This window comes from Variovorax robiniae (assembly GCF_037889955.1).
Taxonomy (GTDB): Bacteria; Pseudomonadota; Gammaproteobacteria; order Burkholderiales; family Burkholderiaceae_C; genus Variovorax; species Variovorax robiniae.
Genome location: NZ_JBBKZS010000006.1, coordinates 1 through 22,220 on the forward strand (window position 1 = coordinate 1; position 22,220 = coordinate 22,220).

Below are 22,220 nucleotides of genomic sequence, written 5' to 3' on the forward strand. Positions count from 1 at the left end.
GCCTTCGCGGTCCCAATGGAATTGCACCCGGATGCGGCCGTATTCGTCGGTGTGCAGGGCGCCTTCGGGGGCGGCGCCGACGACGGTGGCGGTCTGGGGGGCCATGACGCGCTGCTCGTGGCTGTGCAAGCCCCGCCCCGGGCGCCAGGGGATGAAGCGGCGGCTGCAGCTGAAGGTGGACTTGTATTCGGCGAGTTCGCCTTCGGCCTGGAGGTAGTTGTTGCTGGCGGTGTGTTCGAGGGCCAGGATGAGGAATTCGCTGTCCGCGCTCTTGCCCTCGATGCGGCCGAAGTGGTCGGTGAGGCGGAACCACCGTCCGGGCAGGGTGAAGCGGTTGTTGCCCTGGGCATCGAAGTGTTTGGCGACGGCTTCGATCTCTTCCATGCGGCGGGTGGCGAGTGCCTGCCCCTGGTCGCTGGTCTTGAAGTGGCGGTGGCCGCCGTATTCGTGGACTTCCAGGGGGAGGACGTCGCCTTGCTGGTTGCCGCTGTGGGTGGCCTGGTGCTGGGGTCGGGGGTTCTTGAAGTCGAAGGCGGTGACGGCGGTGCGGGCGGAGACGAGGTCGCGCACCGGGCTCCACTGGTGGATGGCGTCTTCCTCCTCGGCGCCGCCTTCGCTCTGGTAGCGGATCTCGGGCGAGAGACCATCGATGGGCGGGAACAGGGTGCTGTCGTCGCTCAGGACGAGGGTGTGGCCCTCGTGGTCGTGTTCCCAGCGGTAGCTGTAGCCCGCGGCCTCCCAGCGGCGGTGTAGGTAGTTGTGGTCGCTCTCGCCGGTGCCCCCGCCCTGGGTGGCCATGGTGATGGGGGCGTCTTCGCCGCGCACGACCCATTTCCATTGGGGCAGGACGCCGTAGTCGGTGAAGATGAGCCGGGTCTGCTCCTGGAGGGTCTTGCGGTGGAACAGGCGGTTGTTGGTGCGCAGGCGCAGGTAGCGCAGCCAGGGGCCGAGTTCGGCTTCGTAGAAGGCCAGGTTGCCGTCGGTGCGCACGAACCGGAAGGCGAAGACGATGCCGGTGAAGTGGCGCAGGCTGCCGTCGGGGCGCACCAGGGAGATGCACAGCATCCTGCCCTGCAGGTCCTTCAGGGGGAGATCGGCGTTGTCGCTGAGGAGTTCGACGGTGAACTCGAAGTCGCGGGAGAGGCCTTCGCGGGCGTGCAGCCTGTTGACGACCAGTTCGGCGTTGGCGGGCTCACCACCCTGGGGGAAGGACAGGCGCAGGAGGCGGGCGTGCTGGCGGTCCTGGATGAGCGCGCGCAGCGTCCGGGCGCTGGTGGCCATGTGAAATCACTCCCTGTGAATCTTTTTTGGAGCGGCAATCATAACCAAAAAGTTCTCATTATTCTGTCCGCCAGCTTGAGGCTCCGAGCTCGTCTGAGGAAAGGCCAACGCTTTGATGGAAGGGACCGCAGGACTACGCCGTTCATCGACCTGCCATTTGCCGTCCCTAGAATGAATCAAAAAAGGGCGGAGGCGACGATGAACAACAAGCGCACGATGATTCGAGGCGGACTACTTTTCGGCGCCAGCCTGTGGCTGGCCAGCCACGCCCATGCCGGCGGCCACTTCGACGTGGACGATGCCGGCACGCTGGACCCCGGCCAATGCCTGGTGGAGGTCTGGGCCAGCCACACCGACACCAAGCCAGCGCTCAATGGCCAGCACCTGGGACCGGCCTGCCGGGTCGGCCCGGTCGAACTGGGGTTGAACCTGGACCGGTTCTCACTCTCCGGGGAGCGGACCCAGGTCTTCGCGGGTCCGCAGGTCAAGTGGACCTTCTACGGACAGGCCGCCGACGCGCCGCTGGCCGCCGCGATCGAAGGCAACCTGGTCTTTGACGTGACACACGGCTCACGCACCGGCGGCCAGATCTTGTTGCCCGTGACATGGCATGTGACGGAGCCCTTGTTCCTTCACTTCAACCTGGGCGTCGACTGGGCGCCCTTCACCGGCAAGCGAACCGGGCGCGGCGGTGCGCAGATCGAGTACGCGTTCAACCCCACCTGGTCCGTGATCGCCGAGCACAACCGCGCCTTCAACCTGTGGACCACGCGCGGCGGCGTGCGCTACAGCTTCACGCCGCTGGTCAGCGTGGATGTGACGGCGGCGCGCATCGGCAACGGGTCAGATGCAGTGCACTCGTTCTTCGTCGGCTTGAACTACGAATTCAAGCGGCCTTGATGGCTCATGGGATGAGGGCCGGCAGGGACTGGTCGGCCATGCGTTGCTGTTCCGGCGTCAGGGCTGCATACAGTTTGCCGATCGTCTCGCCCAGCTTCTGCATGCGCGTGGCGCGGTCCTGTGCGTCGGCGGTGTGTCGTTGCACGACCAGCAACGCGGATGGTGTGTCGTCGTCGGCCGGTGCGCGCGCCGTGCCCGAGTGAACTGTCATGTCCCAGAGCTGGTCCGACATCGCGTCCCAGAGCTTGCCCTGTTCCGGCGTGAGTTGCATGCGCGAGCGCAGGTCGTAGAGCTTGTCATTGACCTGGCTCGCGCGGGCTTGCGGGCCGGGTGGTGCGTCGCCGGTGCGCGAGGTGCCGGTGGTCGAATCGCCACCGTGGCCGCGACGCCCGCCGCCCATGCCGCCACCGCCCATGCCGCCATACTGCGCCAACACCTGGCCGCCGAGGGCCGCCAGCAGGAGCGCGACGGTGATCGATTTCTGGAGATTCTTCATCGTCCGGCGATTGGATTGCGCCGAATGATCGCGCCGGTTTCGCAGCGGTAAAGGCGCGGTAAAGCCTCTGGGCGCAGCAGGTCAGTCGACCTCGGCGCCCTCGACCAGGAAGCGCACGCGCCGCACGCCCTGCCACTCGTCCGCGTCCAGCCGGAATGCCAGCTTCACCCGCGACGGCAGCGGCTCGGTATGGCTGAACCACATGCCGTCGACCGGCTGGCCCTGGTGGCGCAGCTTCAGCGCCAGGTGCTTCTCGCCGACAAGGCGCTGGGAGATCACCTCCACCTCTTCGCTGAAGGTCGGGGGCGCGAAGCCTTGCCCCCAGACCTCGCGATGCAGCGTGTCGACCATGTCCACACGCATGTACTCGCGCGACAGCGGACCATCCGTCTCGATCTGTCGCGTCAGCGCTGCGGCGGCGAGCCACTCGCGTGCCACCTGCGCCATGCCCTGCTCGAAGGTGTGAAAGTGCTCCTCGGCAATGGTGCAACCCGCCGCCATCGCATGGCCGCCGAAGCGCAGCAGCACGCCCGGATGCCGCTTGGCCACGAGGTCCAGCGCGTCGCGCAGGTGAAAGCCCGGAATCGAGCGGCCCGAGCCCTTGAGTTCATGGGACTTGCCATCGGCGGCGCTGGCCGCGAAGACGAAAGTCGGCCGATGAAAGCGGTCCTTGAGGCGCGAGGCCACGATGCCGACCACGCCTTCATGGAACTTGGCATCGAAGACGCTGATGGCCGGCGGCGGCAGGGCGCCCGCGTCGATCAGCGACTCGGCCAGGCGCAGCGCCTGATCGCGCATGTCGCCTTCGATGTCGCGCCGCTGCCGATTGATGCCGTCGAGCGTGCGGGCCAGCGCGTCGGCGCGGCCGGCGTCGTCGGTGAGCAGGCATTCGATGCCCAGCGTCATGTCGGCCAGCCGGCCGGCCGCGTTGATGCGCGGGCCGAGCGCAAAGCCGAAGTCGAAGGTCGTGGCCACGGCGGAGGCCCGGCCGGCGGCCTTGAACAGCGCGGCCAGTCCCGCCGGCATCTGGCCGGTGCGGATGCGGCGCAGGCCTTGCGCGACAAGGCGGCGGTTGTTGGCATCGAGCCGGACGACGTCGGCGACGGTGCCCAATGCCACCAGGGGCAGCAGGACGTCGAGCTTCGGCTGGCTGGCCGCATCGAACACGCCGCGCGCCCGCAACTCGGCCCGCAGTGCGAGCAGCACATAGAACATCACGCCCACACCCGCGATGCTCTTGCTCTCGAAGCCGCAGCCGGGCTGGTTGGGATTCACCAGCACGTCGGCCGCGGGCAGTTCGGAACCGGGCAGGTGATGGTCGGTGACGAGCACGGCCAGGCCGCGCGCCTTGGCCGCCACCACGCCTTCGACACTGGCGATGCCGTTGTCGACCGTGATCAGCATGTCGGCACCGGTGTCCGCCACGCGCTCCGCGATCGGCGGCGTCAGGCCGTAGCCGTCGACCACGCGGTCGGGCACGAGATAGCTCACATGAGCAGCGCCGAGCAGCTTGAGGCCGCGCACGGCCACGGCGCAGGCGGTCGCGCCGTCGCAGTCGTAGTCGGCCACGATGCACAGGCGCTTGTTGTCGCGGATGGCGTCGGCCAGCAGCACGGCGGCCTCTTGCGTGCCGCGCAGCGTGGCGGGTGACAAGAGCCGGGCGAGGCCATCGTCGAGTTCGTCCTTGCCGAGCACGCCACGCGCCGCATAGAGCCGCGCGAGCAACGGATGCACGCCGGCCTTCTCCAGCGCCCAGACACTGCGCGGGGGGATCTCCCTGGCGACGATCCTCATAGCGCCTCCAGCACCGGGGCCGCGCGCGGACGGCTGAACGTGCGCTTGACCCAGCCGGAGAAACCGCGTTGCTGCACAGAGAAGCGCTGCGCGGCCAGGTCGCCGCACAGCGTGAGGGCCACGTCGGCGCCGCCTTCGCAAGTGGCCAGCAATTCGGCGACCGGCCCGGCGTCGACGGCGTGCCAGGCCGCAGCCCAGGCATCGCCGTCGTCACGCAATGCCGCATCGCGCAAGGCATCGACGACGACCGGTCCTGCGCCGGCCGGTTGCGCCTGTGCCGGCATCGCGCCAGTGCCGCTCAGCCAGAAGGAATTGATCGGCGGCAGGCCCTTCGCCGTGCGCTGGTCGTTGACCCGCTCGGTGTACAGCAGCATCTGCACCTCGTTCTGCAGGCGGCGCAGCGGGCGTCCCGCATCGGTGATGTGCGACCACTGCGAGATCGAATGGCCGATCGCGCGGTCGAGCGAGGCGCTTGGCAAGGCGCGGAACAGGTCGCCGGAAGCGAGCCATCGACCGGGCTTCTCCGGCGTCGCATGCAGGCGGATGCCGTCTTCCTCGAACAGCGGACGAGCCGCATCGAGCAGGGCCAGCGACTCGTCTGCTTCGAGTTGCGTGTGAGCAGGATCGCCGAGCACCACGTCGCTGACGTCGACCTGCCAGTTGCACAGGTCGATCCAGCCCCAGGCGGCATCGGCTTCGCTGCCCGGCAGGCCGAGCCGGCGCGCGTCGCGGGCGGCCCAGGGGATGCAGCCATCGGCGGCCTGGAGGCCCAGCGCGGCGGCCAGGGCGCGTTCGTGCGGGGGCGAGAAGGTGCTGTCGTCCTGGGCATCGGTGCCGGCCGGTGCCAGCCGCGCAAGCAAGGCTTCCAGTTTGGGCAGGCGAAGGCCGGGCAATACGGCACAGCAGGCGGGGGAACCGCGACCGGCGAAGGGAATCAACAAATGGGTGGGTTCGGCCATGCCCACATTGTCCCGCTGAAATGAAGCCCATCCCGGAGCGTCCGCGGGGCGCTGGACGACAAGGGCCTTTCATTCGGGATGCCACAATTCACGCGATCATCTACACCCCGCCTGGCATTGCGTGAAACGCCCGGCGCAACACACCCTATATGAGTCTTCCCTACGAACTGCAACTCGGCTGGCGCTACACGCGTGCCGGCCGGGCGACGCGGCGCAACGGCTTCATCAATTTCATCTCCGGCGTGTCGATGCTCGGCATCGGGCTGGGCGTGGCGGCGCTGATCATCGTGCTGTCGGTGATGAACGGCTTCCAGAAGGAGGTGCGTGACCGCATGCTCGGCGTGGTGTCGCACATCGAGATCCTGTCGCGCGACGGCCAGGGCCTGCAAGGCATCGACCAGATCATGGCGGCCGCGCGCAAGAACCCCGAGGTGATCGGCGTCGCCCCCTTCATCGCCACGCAGGCGCTGATCGCGCGCGGCGAGGACATGAAGGGCACGCTGGTGCGCGGCATCGAACCCAAGCTGGAGCCGCAGGTCACGGACTTCGCGACCACCGCGCAGCAGGGCGTGCTCGACAAGCTGGTGCCGGGTGAATTCGGCATCGTGCTCGGCGGCGAACTGGCACGTTCGCTCTTCGTGCGCGAGGGCGACCAGGTCACGCTGGTGGCGCCGGGCGGGCAGGTGACGCCGGCCGGCGTGGTGCCGCGGCTGAAGCAGTTCACCGTGGTCGGCACCTTCGATTCCGGCCACTACGAGTACGACTCGGCGCTGGCCATGATCCACGAGCAGGATGCGCAGCGCGTGTTCCGGCTCGACGGCCCGAGCGGCATCCGCATCAAGCTCAAGGACCTTAACCAGGCGCGCGAGGTGGCCGATGAATTTGCCGCCACGCTGCCCGGCCAGTTCCTTGTGCGCGACTGGACGCGGCAGAACAAGACGTGGTTCGCGGCGGTGCAGGTCGAGAAGCGGATGATGTTCGTCATCCTCACGCTGATCGTCGCGGTGGCGGCCTTCAACCTGGTGTCGACGCTGGTCATGACAGTGACCGACAAGCGCGCCGACATCGCCATCCTGCGCACGTTGGGCTCCAGCCCGAAGAGCATCATGGGCATCTTCGTGGTGCAGGGCGCGATGGTGGGGGTGATGGGCACGCTCGGCGGCCTGCTGCTGGGCCTGGGGATTGCCTACAACATCGACGTGATCGTGCCGTGGCTGGAGCAATTGTTTCATGCCAGCTTCCTGCCCAAGGACATCTACCTCATCAGCAAGATGCCGAGCGACCCGCAGCGCAGCGACATCCTGCCGATCACGATCATTTCGCTGATCCTGGCCTTTGCCGCGACGCTGTATCCGAGCTGGCGCGCGAGCCGCGTGAATCCGGCGGAGGCGCTGCGTTATGAATAAGAACGTGAGCGCCACCACGCTCGGCAGCGCCGGCGCCTTGGTGTCCGCGTCCGACACCGAACGCGTGGTCTTGCAGACCCGCAGCCTGACCAAGCGCTTCCACGAAGGCCGCATCGACCTGACCGTGCTGCATGGCGTGGACCTGGACGTGCGTGCCGGGGAAACGCTGGCCATCGTCGGCGCCTCGGGCTCGGGCAAAAGTACCTTGCTTCACCTGATGGGCGGGCTCGATGCGCCGACCAGCGGCAGCGTCGAACTGCATGGCAAGGACATCGCGAAGGTCGATGCGGCTGAGCAAGGGCGCTTGCGCAACATGCACCTTGGCTTCGTCTACCAGTTCCACCATTTGCTGCCCGAGTTCAGCGCGCTGGACAACGTGGCGATGCCACTGCGGATCCGTCGCATGGACCCGGCCGCGGCGCACGATGCGGCGTCGAAGATGCTGGCGGCGGTGGGCCTGTCCGAGCGTGTGCAACATCGCCCGGCGGAACTGTCAGGCGGCGAGCGCCAGCGCGTGGCGATTGCACGCGCGTTGGTCACGCAGCCCGACTGCGTCCTCGCCGACGAGCCGACCGGCAACCTGGACCGCGGCACCGCCGATGGCGTGTTCGCGTTGATGCTCGATCTCGCGCATCGGCACCAGACGGCGTTCGTGATGGTGACGCACGACGAGTCGCTGGCGAAGCGCTGCGATCGGGTGCTTCGACTGGTGCAGGGGCGGCTGGCGTAGGCTTGCCTTCGCCGACTATTCGCCGAACTCCGCCGCGTTCAACTGGATGTCGGCGGGCGGGGCCTCGAACCCAACGCCCGGCGCCGCAGACAAGCTGACCTTTCAGCGATACCGCAACGAGGCGACGAGAGAAGGCGCGAAGATTTCGTAGCGAGGGCGCCGAGGTCGGGTTGAGCAGCGCAGCCGCACTCCCGTGCGGCGAGCAGCGCAGGCCCGAGATCGGTGGCCGCAGTAGAAAGATTCGTACCTTCTCAGCCCTTCGGCTTGTACGCGATGCAATCGATCTCGACCTTCGCATCCACCATCAGCCGCGCCTCGGTCGTCGAGCGCGCCGGCCGGCCTTCGCCCTTGAAGTAGCTCATGTAGACCCGGTTGAACGCGCCGAAGTCGCGCGCGTCGTGCAGCCAGCAGGTGGTCTTGCAGACGTCGTCGAGCGTGGCGCCGCCGAGCGCGAGGGCGGCCTTCAGGTTCTCCATCACCTGGTGCGTCTGCGCCTCGATGCCGCCGACCACGATCTCGCCATCGGCATTCACGGGCACCTGGCCCGACACATATATGAAATCGCCTGCGCGCACGGCGGGGGACAGGGGGCGGACCTGGCGGTCGGAGGCGGTGGGCGAACCGCCGAGGAATTCGAGGGGCATGGAAGTCTCCGGTTGATGGAATTGAAAGTATATTTCACGATTTCAAGGGTGACATAGCGTAAATCCGCATGTTTCGGGCTGAATGATGCTTCAAAGTCCGTGTCGTGAAAGTTTTTTTCAGAACAAGCACCCCCACCAAGGAGTTCCCGATGCTCGATGTCAGCTTTCTGCGTGCAGTGCACGCGCCCACCAAACGTGCCTTCCTCGGTGCGTCCCTGCTTGCCGCGCTCTGCGTGGCCGTGCCCGCGCAAGCCCAGGCGCCGCGGAACTTTGCCACGCTGGCGATGGTGGCCGAGCCCCAGACGCTCGACCCGATGGCATCGACCGCCGACCTGGTGGGCACCATCATGCAGCACGTCTACGAAACGCTCTACACCTTCGATGCGAAGTGGAACGTGGTGGCGATGCTGGCCGAGTCGCTGCCCAAGGTCTCGGCCGACGGCAAGAGCTACTCGATCACCCTGCGCAAGGGCGTGATGCTGCACAACGGCCGTGAACTCAACGCCGACGACGTGGTGGCCAGCCTGCAACGCTGGATGGAACAGTCGCCGCGCGGCAAGGCCGTGAGCAAGGAAATCGACAGCATCAAGGCCAAGGGCCCGCAAGGCGTCGAGATCGTGTTGAAGGAACCCTATGCCCCGCTGGTGTCGCAGCTTGCACTCCCCAGCGGCATGGCCGCGATCATGGCCAAGGACTCGATCGCCACGCCGCTGAAGGACTTCGTCGGCACCGGCCCCTACAAGTTCAAGGAGCGCAAGCCGGACCAGTTCGTGCTGCTGTCGCGCTTCGACAAGTACAGCCCGCGCAAGGAGCCCGCCAGCGGCTACGGCGGCAAGCGCGAGGCGCTCATCGAGGAACTGCGCTTCGTGCCGGTGCCCAATGCCAGCACGCGCGTCGAAGGCTCGCTGGCCGGCCAGTACGACTTCGCCGACCTGCTGCCGGTGGAAGCGCTGCCGCGCCTGGAGAAGGCCGCCGGCAAGACCGTGCCGATCATGACGCCGTCCTTCGGCTTCCCGTACCTCGTGCTCAACACCAAGGAAGGCGTGGCCGCCAACCAGGCCGTGCGCCAGGCGATCCAGACCGCGCTGGGCGAAGGCGAGATGCTGGCCGCGGGCTTTGGCGACACGCGCTTCTTCGTCGTCGAGCCGAACCACTTCCCGAAGGGCTCGCCTTTCTTCTCGACGGCGGGTGCCGACCAGTACAACCAGAAGAACGCACCGAAGGCCAAGGAAGCCGCTGCCAAGGCCGGCTACAAGGGCGAGCCGATCCGCATCCTCACCAGCCGCCAGTACGACTTCCACTACAACATGGCGCTGCTGATGCAGGAGCAGTTGAAGCGCGCCGGCTTCAAGGTCGAGATGAACGTGGTCGACTGGGCCACGCTGGTGCAGCGCCGCAACGACTCCAAGCTGTGGGACATCTATGTGACGCATTCGGGCCAGTTCCCGGAGCCGATGCTGTCGCCGCCGCAACTGGGTGACGGTGCACCGGGCTGGTGGGACACCCCGGCCAAGAAGGCGGCGCTCAACGCCTTCAACACGCAGAGCGATCCGGTCAAGCGCGGCGCGCTGTGGGGCAAGGTGCAGGAAGTGGTCTACACCGAAGTGCCGTACATCAACGTCGGCAAGTTCAATGGCCTCTCCGCCAAGAGCCCCGCGCTGGACAACTACCAGCCTGCGACCTGGCCGTTCTTCTGGAACGCGAAGATCAAGTAAACGCGTAAAGAAATGAACGCACTTCGCTTCATCGCTTCGCGCGCCGCCGGCATGGCCGTCGTGCTCGCCATCGTGGCGGTGCTCGTCTTCGTGCTGACGCGTGCCGCCTCGGGCGACCCGGTGTCGGTGCTGCTGGGCGACCAGGCCACCGCGGCCGACATCGCCCGCGTGCAGCAGGAGTACGGGCTCGACAAGCCCTTGCCCGTGCAGTTCGGCTACTGGATCCGCGAGGTGCTCCAGGGCAACCTCGGCCAGTCGATCTTCCTGCAACGGCCCGTGACGCAGGCGCTCGCCGAGCGTGCCGAGCCGACCACCTTGCTGTCGCTGATGGCGGTGGCCATCGCGGCGCTCATCGGGCTGCCGTGCGGGATCATCTCCGCGGTGTTCCGCGGCAAGGCGGTCGACCAGTTCTTCACCGGCATCGCGATGCTGGGCGCGAGCATCCCGAGCTTCTGGTTCGGCATCGTGTTGATCCAGATCTTCGCGGTGTCGCTGGGGTGGTTCCCGGTGTCGGGCTACGGCGCGCCGGATGCGCCTTTTGCCGAGCGCATCCATGCGCTGATCCTGCCGGCCACGGTGCTGGGCATCCTGAACTCGGCGCTGATCATTCGCTTCACGCGGGCCTCGATGCTGGACGTGCTGGGTGAGGACTATGTGCGGACGGCGCGGTCCAAGGGCCTGTCGGAAAGGGCCGTCGTGCTCAAGCATGCCTTGCGCAATGCGCTGGTGCCGATCGTCACGGTGCTGGGCCTCACGGTCGCGCTGATGATCGGCGGCGCCGTGGTGACCGAGACCGTGTTCGGCCTGCCGGGTGTCGGCAGCCTCGTGGTGAATGCGGTGCTGCGCCGCGACTACCCGGTGATCCAGGGCGCGCTGCTGGTGATCGCGGGCATCTACGTGCTCATCAACTTCTCGATCGACCTGCTCTATGCCGTGGTCGATCCGCGCGTGAAAGTCTGACCATCATGACGATCAAGCTTCCCCGCATGGTGCGCCAGCTGCTGCACCGTCGCATCGTGATGGTCTCGGCCATCGTGCTGCTGATCATCGCGGTGCTCGCCATCGGCGCGCCGATCTTTGCATCGGCCGACCCGAACGACACGGCCGTCCTGGAACGTCTCAAGGGACCGAGCGCAGAGCATCTGCTCGGAACCGACGAACTGGGTCGCGACATGTATGCGCGCATCGTCCACGGTGCACGCTATTCGCTGAGCATCGCGGCGCTCACCGCGCTCGGCGCGGTCGTCTTCGGCACGATCCTCGGCCTGGTCGCCGGCTTCTTCCGCAAGCTCGATGCACCGCTGATGCGCGTGGTCGACGCGATGATGTCCTTCCCCGACATCCTGCTGGCCATCGCGCTCGTGGCCATCCTCGGCGCCTCGCTCGGCAACGTGGTGCTGGCGCTGGTGCTGGTCTACACGCCGCGCGTGGCACGGGTGGTGCGCGCCTCGACGCTGGTGGTGCGCGAGCTGCTGTTCGTCGAGGCGGTGCGGGCGCTCGGCGTGCGCACCTCGCGCATCCTGTGGCGTCACATCCTGCCCAACCTGATGTCGCCGATCCTGGTGCAGGTGTCCTTCATCTTCGCCTACGCGATCCTGGCCGAGGCGGGCCTGTCCTTCCTCGGTGTTGGCGTGCCGCCCGAGATCCCGACCTGGGGCACCATGGTCGCGGGCAGCCAGCAGTATGCGGACAAGGCTTTCTGGGTCGTGCTGTTCCCAGGGCTGGCGATCATCCTGACGGCGCTTTCCTTGCAACTGTTGGGTGATGGCGTGCGTGACCTGTTGGACCCCAAACTGAAGAAGGCTGCGTGATGACGACGCAAATTCAAGCACCGCGACTCAGCGTCAGCAACCTCAGCACCGCCTTCCCCACCGAAGACGGCCTCGTCCGCTCCGTCGCCGACGTCAGCTTCTCGATCATGCCGGGCAAGACCACCGCACTGGTGGGCGAGTCGGGCTCGGGCAAGTCGGTCACCAGCCTCACGCTGATGGGCCTGTTGCCGAAGACGGCCAATGCGCAGGTGAGCGGCAAGACGGCCTTCGTCACGCGCAACGGCAGCACCGTCGACCTGTTGTCGCTCGGCACGCAGGACATGCGGCGGCTGCGCGGCAACGAGCTGTCGATGATCTTCCAGGAGCCGATGACCAGCCTGAATCCGGTCTTCCGCATCGGCGAGCAGATCGCCGAAAGCGTGCGCCTTCACAAGGGCGTCGACCACAAGGCCGCGATGGCGCAGGCGCTGCGCATGCTGGAACTGGTCGAGATCCCGGCCGCCGCGCAACGCATCCACGAGTATCCGCACCAGCTCTCGGGCGGCATGCGGCAGCGCGTGATGATCGCGCTGGCCATGGCCTGCGACCCGACGCTCTTGATCGCCGACGAGCCGACCACCGCGCTCGACGTCACGATCCAGGCGCAGATCCTGTTGCTGATGCGCCGCCTGCAACGCGAGACCGGCATGAGCATCCTGTTCATCACGCACAACCTCGGCGTGGTCGCGCACCATGCCGACGACGTGGTCGTGATGTATGCGGGACGCGTGGTCGAGAGCGCGCCCGTGCGGCCGATGTTCGCGCAGCCGGAGCATCCCTACACGCAGGGCCTGCTCGCCTGCCTGCCGGGCAAGGCGGCGCACACGCCGGGGCAGCCGAAGCCCAAGCGCCTGTTCGCGATTCGCGGCCAGGTGTCGAGCCCCTTGGCACCGCCACCCGGCTGCGCCTTCGAGCCGCGTTGCGACCGGGCCATCGCCGATTGCCAGAAGGCCATGCCGCCCTTGCTGACCAACCTGCCAGGCCGCCAGGCGCGTTGCATTCGCGTGGGCGAGAACCTCGCCCTGAAGCAAGCCGCATGACCCGCACGCCGCTTTCTTCCTCCCTCTCCCGCTTGCGGGAGAGGGCCGGGGTGAGGGTGCTTCCCCTCGCCGAGACCCTCATCCCCCGCCTTCTCCCGCTCGCGGGAGAAGGGGCCAAAACAAGACCCGCACGATGACCACCGCAACCCCCCTCATCGAGGTCCGCAACCTCAAGAAGTACTTCGGCTCCGGCACCCGCCCCGTGCGCGCGGTGGACGATGTGTCCTTCTCCATCCGCAAGGGCGAGACGCTGGGCCTGGTCGGCGAATCGGGCTCGGGCAAGAGCACCATCGGCCGCACCGTGCTGCGCCTGCTCGAGCGCACCGACGGCGCGGTGATGTACCGCGGCGAAGACCTCGGCAAGGCGTCCGGCGAGCAGATGCGCAAGCTGCGCAGCAAGCTGCAGATCATCTTCCAGGACCCGTATGCGAGCCTGAATCCGAAGATGCGCATCAGCGCCATCCTGCACGAAGCACTGTCCACGCACGGCCTGTGCAAGGGTCCGGGCGAACGCGAAAAGCGCATCGCCGAACTGCTCGAAACGGTCGGCCTGCGCCCCGAGCATGCCAGCCGCTTCCCGCACGAGTTCTCCGGCGGCCAGCGCCAGCGCATCGGCGTCGCACGCGCCCTCGCGGTCGAGCCCGAATTCATCGTCGCCGACGAGCCACTGTCCGCACTCGACGTGTCGATCCAGGCCCAGGTCATCAACCTGCTGGCCGACCTGCGCGAGCGCCTGTCGCTGACGATGCTGTTCATCTCGCACGACCTCGACGTGGTCGAGTACCTCTGCGACCGCGTCGTGGTGCTGTACCTCGGCAAGGTGATGGAAGTGGCGACCACGGCAGAACTGTTCGAGCGCCCGCTGCATCCGTACACTCAGGCGCTGCTGGCAGCGAGCCCGAAGCCGGACCCGCTGCAAGTCAACGAGGCCATCGCATTGAAGGGCGACATCCCCAGCCCGATCGCACCGCCCTCCGGTTGCGTGTTCCGCACCCGTTGCCCGCATGCGATCGACGCCTGTTCGAAGACCGTGCCGCCGCTCGAGGAACTGTCGACCGGCCATTTTTCTGCCTGCATCCGCAAGGACCTGCTGACTCCAGTTTGAAACCTATGACGAATCTCCTCGACACGCTGACCGACCCCTTGCTGGACAACAGCTTCAAGGGCTTCCCCCGCACGCTGGCGCCGATGCGCCGCAGCGAGGTGGCCAAGGCGGGATGGAACGTGTTGGCCGGCGACCTGCCGCTGCCGCTCGCGGTGCTCAAGCGCGAGGCGATCGAGCACAACGTCGCATGGATGCAGACGCAGGTCCGCGGCTGGGGCATCGACCTCGCGCCGCATGGCAAGACGACGATGTCGCCGCAGCTCTTCCGCCGCCAGCTCGATGCGGGCGCCTGGGGCATGACCGTGGCGACCGTCACGCAACTGGCCGTGGCGGTGGCCGCCGGTGCGCGTCGCGGACTGATCGCCAACCAGGTCGTGAGCGACCAGGATCTGGCCGGCATCCAGCAGATGCTGCACGAGCATGGCGACTTGCACGTGGTGTTCCTGGTCGATTCGCTGGCGCAGCTCGATCTCATCGAGGCCTGGTCCGCGCGCCACCCCGACAGCCTGCCCTTCGAAGTCATGATCGAGATCGGCGTCGACAACGGGCGCACCGGCGTTCGCACGCATGAACAGGCCATCGCACTGGCCAAGCGCGTGCGCGCCGGCAAGGCCGCGAAGCTGGTCGGCATCGAGACCTATGAAGGGCAGGGCGCCACCGGCGAGAGCGGCCCCGACACCGACTACACCAACATCCTCATGGACCGCGTCGATGCCGTCGCGCGCCATTGCGTCGCCAACGGCCTGTTCGAGACCGACGAGGTGCTGGTTTCGGCCGGCGGCTCCGCCATCTACGACCTGGTCGCGCTGCGCCTCAAGCCCACGCTCGGCGTGCCGGTGCGCGGGCTGCTGCGCTCGGGTTGCTACCTCACGCATGACAACGGCACCTACCAGCGCTTCCAGAAGCCGCTCGATGCGCGCCTCGGTTGCGCGCCCGGCGAGAGCCTGCGCCCGGCGATGGAAATCTGGGCCACGGTGCAGTCCTGCAACGAGTCCAACCTGGCCATCGTCGCCATGGGCAAGCGTGACATCTCTTTCGACCTGTCGATGCCCACGCCGCTTGCGCGCGCGGCACGCGGCGCGACCGTGCCCACCGGCGTCCCCGCAAGCTGGGAGATCACCGCACTGAACGACCAGCACGGCTACCTGCGCTGGAGCGATGCCGACGCGGCGCTGGCGCCCGTCGTCGGCGAACGCATCGCCTTCGGCATCTCGCACCCCTGCACGACCTTCGACAAGTGGCACTGGATGCCCGTGGTCGAGAACGACTACCGCGTCAGCGATGCGGTGCTGATGCACTTTTGAACAGCATGACCCTGACCCTTCTTCAGCGCGTCGCGGAAAACCGGGGCAGCGCCCCGGCCACGCGCCGCGCCATCCTCGACCTGGTGCTGGAAGACCCGGACCGTGTGCTCGAGGAAAGCTTCGAAACCCTGGCCGAGCGCTCGCGCAGTTCGGTGCCCACCATCATGCGCACCGTGCGCGACCTCGGCTTCGCGGGCCTGCGCGAGTTCAAGCTGGCCTTGGCGCAGGAACTGGCCGTCGGCGGCTCGCCGCTGCACCGGCGCGTGAGCATCGAGGACGCGGCCAGCGAGGTCGTGGCCAAGATCTCGCGCAGCGCTGCCGCCACCGTGTCGGGTGTGCGCGGCCAACTCGACATGGACGTGCTCGACCACGCGGTGTGCGCCATCGCCGCCGCGCCGCACATCGACCTGTTCGGCGCCGGCGCCACCTCGTGGTTCATGACCAGCGACTTGCAGGCGCGCCTCTTCCGCCTGGGCCTGTCGGCCAATGCGTGGTCGGACTACCACCTGCAACAGGTGGCCGGCGCGGCGCAGCGGCCGGGCGGCGTGATCATCGCCATCTCGCATGTCGGCGGCATGCCCTCGCTGCTCGATGCGGTCGAGATCGCCCGCGCCCAAGGCGCCAAGGTCGTCGCGCTGACGCGGCCCGGCACCGCGCTCGCGGCCAAGGCCGATTTCCTGCTCGGCCTGAGCGTGCCGGACGATGCGGTGATGCATGTCGGCATCGACGCCTACCTCACGCATCTCACCGTGATCGAGATCATCACGGTGCTGGTCGCGCAGTGCATGGGCGACCCGGCGATGCAACGCCTGCAACGCGCGCGCGAAGCCTTCCAACGCCACGGCATCGATGCCAGCACGCACCCGCTGCAAAGCTGGGATGGCGGCGGCATCGGCGTGGAGAAAAACGCTGCCAACGACACGGGAGCCACACCATGAGCAAGCCGGTATTGCTGGAATCTGGGCTGGTGATCGATGGTTCGGGCGGCCCGTCCTGGCCCGGTGACGTGCTGCTTTCGGGCGACCGCATCATCGCCATGGGCGAGGGCCTGCGCACGCGGCTGCCGCAGGGCATGTCGATCGACGACATCGATGTGCTCGACTGCCGCGCCAAGGTCATCGCACCGGGCTTCATCGACGTGCACACGCACGACGACGCGATCGTGCTGCGCGACCCGGAATGCCTGCCCAAGGTCTCGCAGGGCATCACGACGGTGGTGACCGGCAATTGCGGCATCTCGCTGGCGCCCTATGCCGTGCCGCAGTCGAAGCCACCGCTCACGCTGCTGGGCATCGATTCGTTCCGCCATGCGTCGATGGGCTCGTACCGCGAGGCGGTAACGCAGGCCCAGCCCGCATTGAACGTGGCCGCGCTAGTGGGCCACACCACGCTGCGCTTCGCAGCCATGCAATCGCTCGATCGCCCGGCCAATGCCGACGAGGCCGCGCGCATGGCCGAACTGCTCGATGCCTCGATGGCCGAGGGCGCGCACGGCATGTCCTCCGGCCTGTTCTACGAGGAAGCCTTCCCCGCCCCCGCCGAGGAAGTGACCGCGCTGGCACGCGTCGTCGCGCGCCACGGCGGCGTGTACGCCACGCACCTGCGCAGCGAAATGGCCGCCATCCTGGAGGCCATGCACGAGGCCGGCGACACGGCCTTCAATGCCGGCGTACCGCTCGTGATCTCGCACCACAAGTGCGCCGGCCCGGCCAATTGGGACCGCACGCTGGAGACGCTGCCGCTGGTCGATGCCTTGGCGCGGCGCCAGGAAATCTCGATGGACGTGTACCCCTACGTGGCGGGCTCGACCGTTCTGCGCGAGGACCTGGTCGACGGCGTGATCGACGTCATGCTCACCTGGTCCGACCCGCATCCCGAGGTCACCGGCCGAATGCTGTCCGACATCGCCGCCGAATGGGGCGTCACGCAGCAGGAGGCCTGCCTGCGCCTGAAGCCTGGCGGCGCCTGCTACTTCCAGATGAAGGAAGAGGACGTCGAACGCGTGATCTCGCATCCGCGCACGATGATCGGCAGCGATGGCCTGCCGCACGACCGTCATCCGCACCCGCGCCTGTGGGGCGCCTTCCCGCGCGTGTTTGCGCGCTACTGGCGCGAGCGGCGACTGTTCTCGCTGGAGCAGGCGGTGCACAAGATGACCGGCCTGACCGCGCGCAACATGCGCATCGCAGAGCGCGGGTTGCTGCGCGTGGGGCAGATGGCCGATGTGGTGGTGTTCGATCCGCAGACCATTCGCGATACGGCGACGTATGACAAGCCGCATGGGGTGAGCGAAGGGATTGCGCAGGTGTTCGTGAATGGCGTGTGTGCCTATCGCGGCGATGAGGCGCGGGTGTTGGCGCGCGCGGGGCGGATGCTGACGCGGGCCGGCGCTGCCGATTGACTTTCGAGCGGTGCTACGTGGAGGCCGCGCCTGCGGGCAGCGCCTTGGTCCGAATGCAACCGGCCGCGGCACAGGCCGACGGACTGCTCCAGTAGATCCCGTTCCACTCCAGTGGATTCAACGGACGGTCCCGGTTGAGGAAGACGGCTGCGCCGCCCGGGAGCTTCCATCCGTGAAGGCGAACGCCCGCGTGGGGAAAGATCTGGGAAGCCGCTGGCTGGCCCAGCGTGGCCACCAGGCTGTCCTGCGCCGCGCCCCGAGACCACCAGGGCACGTTGACGATCGCCTGGTGGAGGCGCCCGCCGGAAAAGAAGAACGAGACGAACAGGGCCGGCACCCCGTTGTGGGAGGCGACATCCACGCCGCAAGCCCGCTGAACAGGCAGTGGCCCGCGATAGGCGCTGCAATTGATGGGGAAGCCGGTGAACTTTTCCTGAAGCGTCTTCTCCGTCCAGTCTTCCGAGAGATCAGTGAAGGCAAACGTAGCGGGCTTGCGGTCCTGCGTGAAGTAGAGGCGGTACTCTTCGAGCTTGCCCTTCTGGGACAGCAAAAGCGCGACGATGACCAGGCCCGCGAGGGTGGCAAGCGCCATGCGGAGAAAGCTGATCGATTGTGTGCGCGGCTGTTCGCCTGGCGATAGCGTCATCGGTGAGACCTGGGAGTGGATCGCCGGCATCGTAGCGGCCGCTGCGGCCGATCCCAAGGTCATTTCTCTCGAAAGGCCAGGGCCGCTCGCGTCCCCGCGCGACCGACTTCAGCCCGGCCCGACAAACGACCGCGCCAGCACCTCCGGCGCGACCGCATCCGCCGCCGGCTCCAGCACCGTCACCCGCCACAGCGTGCGCGCATCCTCCGGGTCGATCAGCGTCGCCGAGTGCAGCAGCGCCGCGTTGTCCCACACCACCACGTCGCCCGGCCCGTAGCGAAAGCTCAGCTGGTAGCGCGGTTGCGTCGAATGGGCCGCCAGTTCGTCCAGCAGGTCGCGCGCCTCGTCATCCGGCATACCCACGATGCCGAACGAGCTGCCTGAAACGGCATAGAGCGCCTTCTTGCCAGTGACCGGATGCGGCCGCGCAATCCGGTGCGTGATGACCGGCATCTTTGCCTTCTGCTCGGCGTTGAGCACGGAGGCCGCGGTTCGGCTGCTTTCGTCGAGGTCGTTGCGGTTGCCGTAGTGGTGAATCGCCCGCAGCGGCTCGATGCGCTGCTTCATCGCTTCCGGCAAATCCTCATAGGCGGCCTGCTGATCGGCGAACAACGTGTTGCCGCCCACCTTCGGCACCACGCGTGAATACAGCGTGGTCGCGCGCGCTGGCACCTGCAGGTAGGAGTAGTCGGTGTGGAAATAGCTGCCCGCATCCTGCAACCCGGTCGGCTGGCCATCGACCTTGACGTTCGAGAGGATCAGGATGTTGGCATCTTCAGCGTGATGGAACTGATCGATGACGTGCGGCTGCGGCGGGCCGAGGCGGCGCGCGAAGGCCACGAACTGCGCGGCGCTCAATGACTGCGAACGCACGGCCAGCACATGGTGTTCGTAGAACGCGCGCTCCAGTTCCGCGAAGGCCTCATCGGATAGCGCGGCCAAGTCGACACCCTCGGCCTCCACACCGAAACCAGGCAGGGGTGAGAAGCGAATCATTTGAGGAACTCAGGCGAAACGATCTTGGGCAGGATGAGCGCGATGTCGGGCCAGATGATCAGCATCGCCAGCACCAGCAGCATCGGCACCAGCATGATCATCGTATCTTTCAGCGCGTAGCGCAGCCGGACCTTGGCGATCGCACACGAAATCATCAGGCACATGCCGTACGGCGGCGTGACCAGCCCGAAGGCGAGGGCGACGATGCCGATGATCGCGAAGGACACCGGGTGCATGTGCACCGCCTCGGTCAACGGCTGCAGCGTGGTGCCGACGATGATGATCGCCGGAATGGCATCCAGGAAGCAGCCGACCACGAGGAACACGAAGGCGACGAAGAAGCCGACTCCCACGATGCCGAGCCCCCACGCCTGCACGCCCTGCAGCAACGCCCTCGGGATCTGGTAGTAGGCCAGCAGCCAGCCGAACACCGACGCGGTGCCCACGCAGAACAGCGCGACACCCGCAAGCTTGCCGGTGTCGAGCAGCGCGTTCCAGAGTTGCTGCGAACTGATTTCGCGGTAGAACAGCAGCGACAGCACAGCGGCGTAGACCACCGCGACCGCGGCCGACTCGGTCGGTGTGAACCACCCGAGCAGGATGCCGCCGACGATGATGAAAGGCGTCATCAGCGCCGGCACCGAAATCGCAGCAGCGGCAATGAACTCGCGCAGCGTCGCCCGCCGGTAGGTCGGGTACTTGCGGATCTTCGCGTACGCATGCACGGTGAGCATCTGGGCCAAGCCGATCAACAGCCCCGGAATCACACCGGCCAGGTAAAGCGCGCCGATCGACACCGACAGCACCCCACCCCACACCACCATCAGGATCGACGGCGGAATGATCACCGCCAGCACGGCCGACACGGCAGTGATGGCGATCGAGAAGCTGAGGTCGTAGCCTTCCTTGACCTGCGCCTCGATGAAGATCTTGCCCTGGCTCGCCGCGTCGGCGGTCGAGGAGCCCGAGATGCCCGCGAAGAACACCGACAACAGCACGTTGATCTGCGCCAGCGAACCGGGCAGGTTGCCGACCATCGTTCGCGACAGCGTCACCAGCCGGTCGGTGATGCCGCCGACGTTCATCAGGTTGGCCGTGAGCAGGAAGAACGGGACCGCCAGCAGGATGAACGAGTTGTAGGCCTTGAACATCTCGTTGAAGAGCACCATCGGCGACAGCCGGTCTTCGAACAGCAGCACCGGCAGGCAGGCCAGTGCAAGCGACACCGCGACCGGCACGCGTAGCACCAGCAGCAGGAAGAAGCTGCCGAACAGCACGATGGCCGCCATCCCCGGCGTGAGGGCGGCGGACATCATGCCTGGTCCTCCTTGAGCACGCGCACGTCCCGCACCCAGCCCTGCCAGATGAAGAGCAGCCAGGTCGCGCCCAGCAGCGGCCAAGCGATGAAGATGAGCCACATCGGCAGGTCGGCGATCTCGGAGGTCTGGTACCAGCCGAAGGAGGTGAACTGCACACCCCACCAGAGAAACACGATGGCCGTCACCAGCATGAACACCGACGACACCAGCCGCAGGATCGCGTTGGCGCGCGGCTTGAGCTCCGGCCACACGTCGACGTCGAAGTGCGTCCCTTCACGCGCCGCCACCATCGCGCCCAGCATCACCATCCAGATGAAGAAGAAGCGCGCCATCTCTTCCGTCCAGATGTAGCGCGGGATGATTCCGGTGAAGCGCGACAGGATCTGCAGCATCACCGGGATGATCAGGATCACCACGGTGAGGACGATCAGCACGTTCAGCAACTTGTACCAGGCATCGATCAATTTGCTCAACGTGGGCTCCTGACGGGCATGAAAAAACCCCAGCGCATGGCGCCGGGGCTTTGGGTAGGGTGGATTACTTGATGGCGTCGACCCGGTTGAGGATGGCCACCGCGTCGACTTCCTTGGCATAGGCCTGCTTCACCGGCTCGGCCAGTTGCAGCAGCTTGGGCCGTTCGGTGAAGGGGTAGGTCTTGAGCCGCCCGGCCTTCTCCAGCGCGGCGATCTTCCCGGCGTCCTCGCCGGATTCGAGGTCGCGGCCGAACTTGCCGGCTTCCTTGCCGGCCTTGACCACGGCGGCCTGGAGGTCCGGCGGCAGCTTCTTGAGCGTCTTGCCCGAGAAGGCGATGGGCCGCACCGTGATCGCATGCTGGGTCAGCGAGAGGGAAGGCGCCACCTCGTAGAACTTCATCTGCTCGATGCCTGCGGCCTCGTTCTCGGCCCCCTGGATCACGCCCGACTGGATGGCGTTGTAGATCTCGTTGTAGGCGATGACGCTGGGCTTGGCCGTCACCGATTCGAAGATCTTGGTCTGGATCGGCGCGCCCATCACGCGCATCGTCAGGCCGTTCAGCTCGGCCATGTTGCGCACCGGATACTTCGAGAAGATGTTGCGCGTGCCGCCGCCGGCGTAGCCGATGATCAGCACGTCGGCCTTCTTGTTCACCTCGTCGACGATCGGCTGGAAGGCGTCGGAGTCGAGCACCTTGTTCCAGTGGGCGAGGTCACGGAACAGGAAGGGCATGTCCAGCAGCGGCGCGGCCTTGGCAAAGGTCGACATGTGGGCCGGCGACACGATGGCGTAGTCGACCGAGATGCCCTGGTTCATGTAGGCGAAGTAGTCCTTCTCCAGGCCCAGCTCGCTGTTGCGATGGAGCACGAAGTTGACCGGCTTGCCGTAGTACTTCTTGACCAGTTCCTCGAACTTGAGCAGCGACTTGTTGAAGGCGTGGTCGTCGTTGAACTGCACCGCGCCGTGCAGCGTGATCGGCGCCTGCCCGAACGCGAGGGCCGGCAGCGCCAGTGCCAGAACCATCAGCCCGCGCCGAAGCGCACGAGTCGAAACCTGCAAGTACATGGTTGTCTCCTGGATGGCCTCCGCGTCGACCTCTGCGGGTCGATGAACTGGGTCGTGTACATCTTTTCGTTTAAGCGTGAAAGTGTCAACCGAGTGTTTCTCCTGTGTCTTGAAACGACGGTGGCCCGCAAGCT

At 66.8% G+C, this 22,220-nt stretch carries 21 protein-coding genes; 11 read left to right on the forward strand and 10 right to left on the reverse strand.

What is annotated here, in order from left to right:
* A partial coding sequence (locus WKW79_RS15480; protein WP_340336064.1) for a type VI secretion system Vgr family protein occupies nucleotides 1-1,281 on the reverse strand: 1,281 nt, incomplete at its 3' end.
* Between the two features lie 198 nt (nucleotides 1,282-1,479).
* Between WKW79_RS15480 and WKW79_RS15485 the strand changes: the two genes are divergently transcribed.
* Complete coding sequence (locus tag WKW79_RS15485) at nucleotides 1,480-2,181, forward strand: hypothetical protein (RefSeq protein ID WP_340336065.1); 702 nt, start codon at nucleotides 1,480-1,482, stop codon at nucleotides 2,179-2,181.
* A 4-nt stretch (nucleotides 2,182-2,185) separates the two neighbouring features.
* Here the strand turns inward: WKW79_RS15485 and WKW79_RS15490 are convergent, their stop codons facing one another.
* The 3 genes from WKW79_RS15490 to WKW79_RS15500 all read right to left on the reverse strand — a co-directional run bounded on the left by WKW79_RS15490 (nucleotide 2,186) and on the right by WKW79_RS15500 (nucleotide 5,430).
* The gene (locus WKW79_RS15490) at nucleotides 2,186-2,677 is read right to left on the reverse strand and encodes a Spy/CpxP family protein refolding chaperone (protein ID WP_340336066.1); all 492 of its coding nucleotides are present in this window, start codon (nucleotides 2,675-2,677) and stop codon (nucleotides 2,186-2,188) included.
* Nucleotides 2,678-2,758: 81 nt separating this feature from the next.
* Nucleotides 2,759-4,471: a single-stranded-DNA-specific exonuclease RecJ gene (gene recJ, locus WKW79_RS15495; RefSeq protein WP_340336067.1), complete on the reverse strand. Its 1,713-nt coding sequence runs from the start codon at nucleotides 4,469-4,471 to the stop codon at nucleotides 2,759-2,761.
* Nucleotides 4,468-5,430 carry a hypothetical protein gene (locus WKW79_RS15500; RefSeq protein WP_340336068.1) on the reverse strand — a complete coding sequence of 321 codons (963 nt, stop codon included), beginning with the start codon at nucleotides 5,428-5,430 and terminating at the stop codon, nucleotides 4,468-4,470. The genes recJ and WKW79_RS15500 overlap by 4 nt, the downstream gene beginning before the upstream one ends.
* Before the next feature lie 149 nt (nucleotides 5,431-5,579).
* Here WKW79_RS15500 and WKW79_RS15505 point away from each other — a divergent pair, with 149 nt between their 5' ends.
* Both WKW79_RS15505 and lolD read left to right on the forward strand, forming a co-directional pair.
* Nucleotides 5,580-6,836, forward strand: coding sequence for a lipoprotein-releasing ABC transporter permease subunit (locus tag WKW79_RS15505; RefSeq protein WP_340336069.1), 1,257 nt, complete (start codon nucleotides 5,580-5,582; stop codon nucleotides 6,834-6,836).
* Nucleotides 6,829-7,566 (forward strand): lipoprotein-releasing ABC transporter ATP-binding protein LolD, encoded by a 738-nt coding sequence (lolD, locus tag WKW79_RS15510; protein ID WP_340336070.1) that lies wholly within the window; start codon nucleotides 6,829-6,831, stop codon nucleotides 7,564-7,566. Before WKW79_RS15505 ends, lolD begins: the two co-directional genes overlap by 8 nt.
* Nucleotides 7,567-7,817: 251 nt before the next feature.
* Here the strand turns inward: lolD and WKW79_RS15515 are convergent, their stop codons facing one another.
* Entirely contained in the window at nucleotides 7,818-8,210 is a 393-nt protein-coding gene (locus tag WKW79_RS15515; RefSeq protein ID WP_340336071.1) for a RidA family protein, read from the reverse strand.
* 149 nt (nucleotides 8,211-8,359) lie between these two features.
* Between WKW79_RS15515 and WKW79_RS15520 the strand changes: the two genes are divergently transcribed.
* From WKW79_RS15520 to WKW79_RS15555, 8 genes are all read left to right on the forward strand, one after another.
* A complete protein-coding gene (locus WKW79_RS15520; RefSeq protein WP_340336072.1) occupies nucleotides 8,360-9,925 on the forward strand; it encodes an ABC transporter substrate-binding protein in 1,566 nt (521 codons plus the stop codon).
* Between the two features lie 12 nt (nucleotides 9,926-9,937).
* Nucleotides 9,938-10,885, forward strand: a complete 948-nt coding sequence (locus tag WKW79_RS15525) for an ABC transporter permease (protein WP_340336073.1) — start codon at nucleotides 9,938-9,940, stop codon at nucleotides 10,883-10,885.
* A gap of 11 nt (nucleotides 10,886-10,896) precedes the next feature.
* The gene (locus WKW79_RS15530) at nucleotides 10,897-11,736 is read left to right on the forward strand and encodes an ABC transporter permease (protein ID WP_340336412.1); all 840 of its coding nucleotides are present in this window, start codon (nucleotides 10,897-10,899) and stop codon (nucleotides 11,734-11,736) included.
* The gene (locus WKW79_RS15535) at nucleotides 11,736-12,776 is read left to right on the forward strand and encodes an ABC transporter ATP-binding protein (protein WP_340336074.1); all 1,041 of its coding nucleotides are present in this window, start codon (nucleotides 11,736-11,738) and stop codon (nucleotides 12,774-12,776) included. Before WKW79_RS15530 ends, WKW79_RS15535 begins: the two co-directional genes overlap by 1 nt.
* Nucleotides 12,777-12,909: 133 nt before the next feature.
* Entirely contained in the window at nucleotides 12,910-13,881 is a 972-nt protein-coding gene (locus WKW79_RS15540; protein WP_340336075.1) for an ABC transporter ATP-binding protein, read from the forward strand.
* Between the two features lie 5 nt (nucleotides 13,882-13,886).
* Nucleotides 13,887-15,185, forward strand: a complete 1,299-nt coding sequence (locus tag WKW79_RS15545; RefSeq protein ID WP_340336076.1) for an alanine racemase — start codon at nucleotides 13,887-13,889, stop codon at nucleotides 15,183-15,185.
* Between the two features lie 5 nt (nucleotides 15,186-15,190).
* Entirely contained in the window at nucleotides 15,191-16,123 is a 933-nt protein-coding gene (locus WKW79_RS15550) for a MurR/RpiR family transcriptional regulator (RefSeq protein WP_340336077.1), read from the forward strand.
* Entirely contained in the window at nucleotides 16,120-17,586 is a 1,467-nt protein-coding gene (locus WKW79_RS15555) for an N-acyl-D-amino-acid deacylase family protein (RefSeq protein ID WP_340336078.1), read from the forward strand. Before WKW79_RS15550 ends, WKW79_RS15555 begins: the two co-directional genes overlap by 4 nt.
* A 13-nt stretch (nucleotides 17,587-17,599) precedes the next feature.
* Here WKW79_RS15555 and WKW79_RS15560 read toward each other — a convergent pair whose 3' ends face one another.
* From WKW79_RS15560 to WKW79_RS15580, 5 genes are all read right to left on the reverse strand, one after another.
* Nucleotides 17,600-18,295 (reverse strand): hypothetical protein, encoded by a 696-nt coding sequence (locus tag WKW79_RS15560; RefSeq protein ID WP_340336079.1) that lies wholly within the window; start codon nucleotides 18,293-18,295, stop codon nucleotides 17,600-17,602.
* Between the two features lie 45 nt (nucleotides 18,296-18,340).
* Nucleotides 18,341-19,228, reverse strand: coding sequence for a TauD/TfdA dioxygenase family protein (locus WKW79_RS15565; RefSeq protein ID WP_340336080.1), 888 nt, complete (start codon nucleotides 19,226-19,228; stop codon nucleotides 18,341-18,343).
* Nucleotides 19,225-20,544 (reverse strand): TRAP transporter large permease, encoded by a 1,320-nt coding sequence (locus WKW79_RS15570; protein ID WP_340336081.1) that lies wholly within the window; start codon nucleotides 20,542-20,544, stop codon nucleotides 19,225-19,227. Before WKW79_RS15570 ends, WKW79_RS15565 begins: the two co-directional genes overlap by 4 nt.
* A complete protein-coding gene (locus tag WKW79_RS15575) occupies nucleotides 20,541-21,020 on the reverse strand; it encodes a TRAP transporter small permease (protein WP_340336082.1) in 480 nt (159 codons plus the stop codon). The genes WKW79_RS15570 and WKW79_RS15575 overlap by 4 nt, the downstream gene beginning before the upstream one ends.
* Nucleotides 21,021-21,084: 64 nt before the next feature.
* Nucleotides 21,085-22,086, reverse strand: coding sequence for a TRAP transporter substrate-binding protein (locus tag WKW79_RS15580; RefSeq protein WP_340336083.1), 1,002 nt, complete (start codon nucleotides 22,084-22,086; stop codon nucleotides 21,085-21,087).
* Nucleotides 22,087-22,220 lie beyond the last annotated feature (134 nt).

Excerpts from the sequence above, each read along its gene's own strand:
- WKW79_RS15515 (WP_340336071.1), bottom strand. The coding sequence starts at position 8,210 with ATGCCCCTCGAATTCCTCGGCGGTTCGCCCACCGCCTCCGACCGCCAG.
- WKW79_RS15490 (WP_340336066.1), bottom strand. The coding sequence starts at position 2,677 with ATGAAGAATCTCCAGAAATCGATCACCGTCGCGCTCCTGCTGGCGGCC.
- WKW79_RS15545 (WP_340336076.1), top strand. The coding sequence starts at position 13,887 with ATGACGAATCTCCTCGACACGCTGACCGACCCCTTGCTGGACAACAGC.
- WKW79_RS15580 (WP_340336083.1), bottom strand. The coding sequence starts at position 22,086 with ATGTACTTGCAGGTTTCGACTCGTGCGCTTCGGCGCGGGCTGATGGTT.
- WKW79_RS15565 (WP_340336080.1), bottom strand. The coding sequence starts at position 19,228 with ATGATTCGCTTCTCACCCCTGCCTGGTTTCGGTGTGGAGGCCGAGGGT.
- WKW79_RS15560 (WP_340336079.1), bottom strand. The coding sequence starts at position 18,295 with ATGACCTTGGGATCGGCCGCAGCGGCCGCTACGATGCCGGCGATCCAC.
- WKW79_RS15525 (WP_340336073.1), top strand. The coding sequence starts at position 9,938 with ATGAACGCACTTCGCTTCATCGCTTCGCGCGCCGCCGGCATGGCCGTC.
- WKW79_RS15570 (WP_340336081.1), bottom strand. The coding sequence starts at position 20,544 with ATGATGTCCGCCGCCCTCACGCCGGGGATGGCGGCCATCGTGCTGTTC.
- WKW79_RS15485 (WP_340336065.1), top strand. The coding sequence starts at position 1,480 with ATGAACAACAAGCGCACGATGATTCGAGGCGGACTACTTTTCGGCGCC.
- WKW79_RS15500 (WP_340336068.1), bottom strand. The coding sequence starts at position 5,430 with ATGGCCGAACCCACCCATTTGTTGATTCCCTTCGCCGGTCGCGGTTCC.
- WKW79_RS15540 (WP_340336075.1), top strand. The coding sequence starts at position 12,910 with ATGACCACCGCAACCCCCCTCATCGAGGTCCGCAACCTCAAGAAGTAC.
- WKW79_RS15520 (WP_340336072.1), top strand. The coding sequence starts at position 8,360 with ATGCTCGATGTCAGCTTTCTGCGTGCAGTGCACGCGCCCACCAAACGT.
- WKW79_RS15535 (WP_340336074.1), top strand. The coding sequence starts at position 11,736 with ATGACGACGCAAATTCAAGCACCGCGACTCAGCGTCAGCAACCTCAGC.
- WKW79_RS15505 (WP_340336069.1), top strand. The coding sequence starts at position 5,580 with ATGAGTCTTCCCTACGAACTGCAACTCGGCTGGCGCTACACGCGTGCC.
- WKW79_RS15550 (WP_340336077.1), top strand. The coding sequence starts at position 15,191 with ATGACCCTGACCCTTCTTCAGCGCGTCGCGGAAAACCGGGGCAGCGCC.
- lolD (WP_340336070.1), top strand. The coding sequence starts at position 6,829 with ATGAATAAGAACGTGAGCGCCACCACGCTCGGCAGCGCCGGCGCCTTG.
- WKW79_RS15555 (WP_340336078.1), top strand. The coding sequence starts at position 16,120 with ATGAGCAAGCCGGTATTGCTGGAATCTGGGCTGGTGATCGATGGTTCG.
- recJ (WP_340336067.1), bottom strand. The coding sequence starts at position 4,471 with ATGAGGATCGTCGCCAGGGAGATCCCCCCGCGCAGTGTCTGGGCGCTG.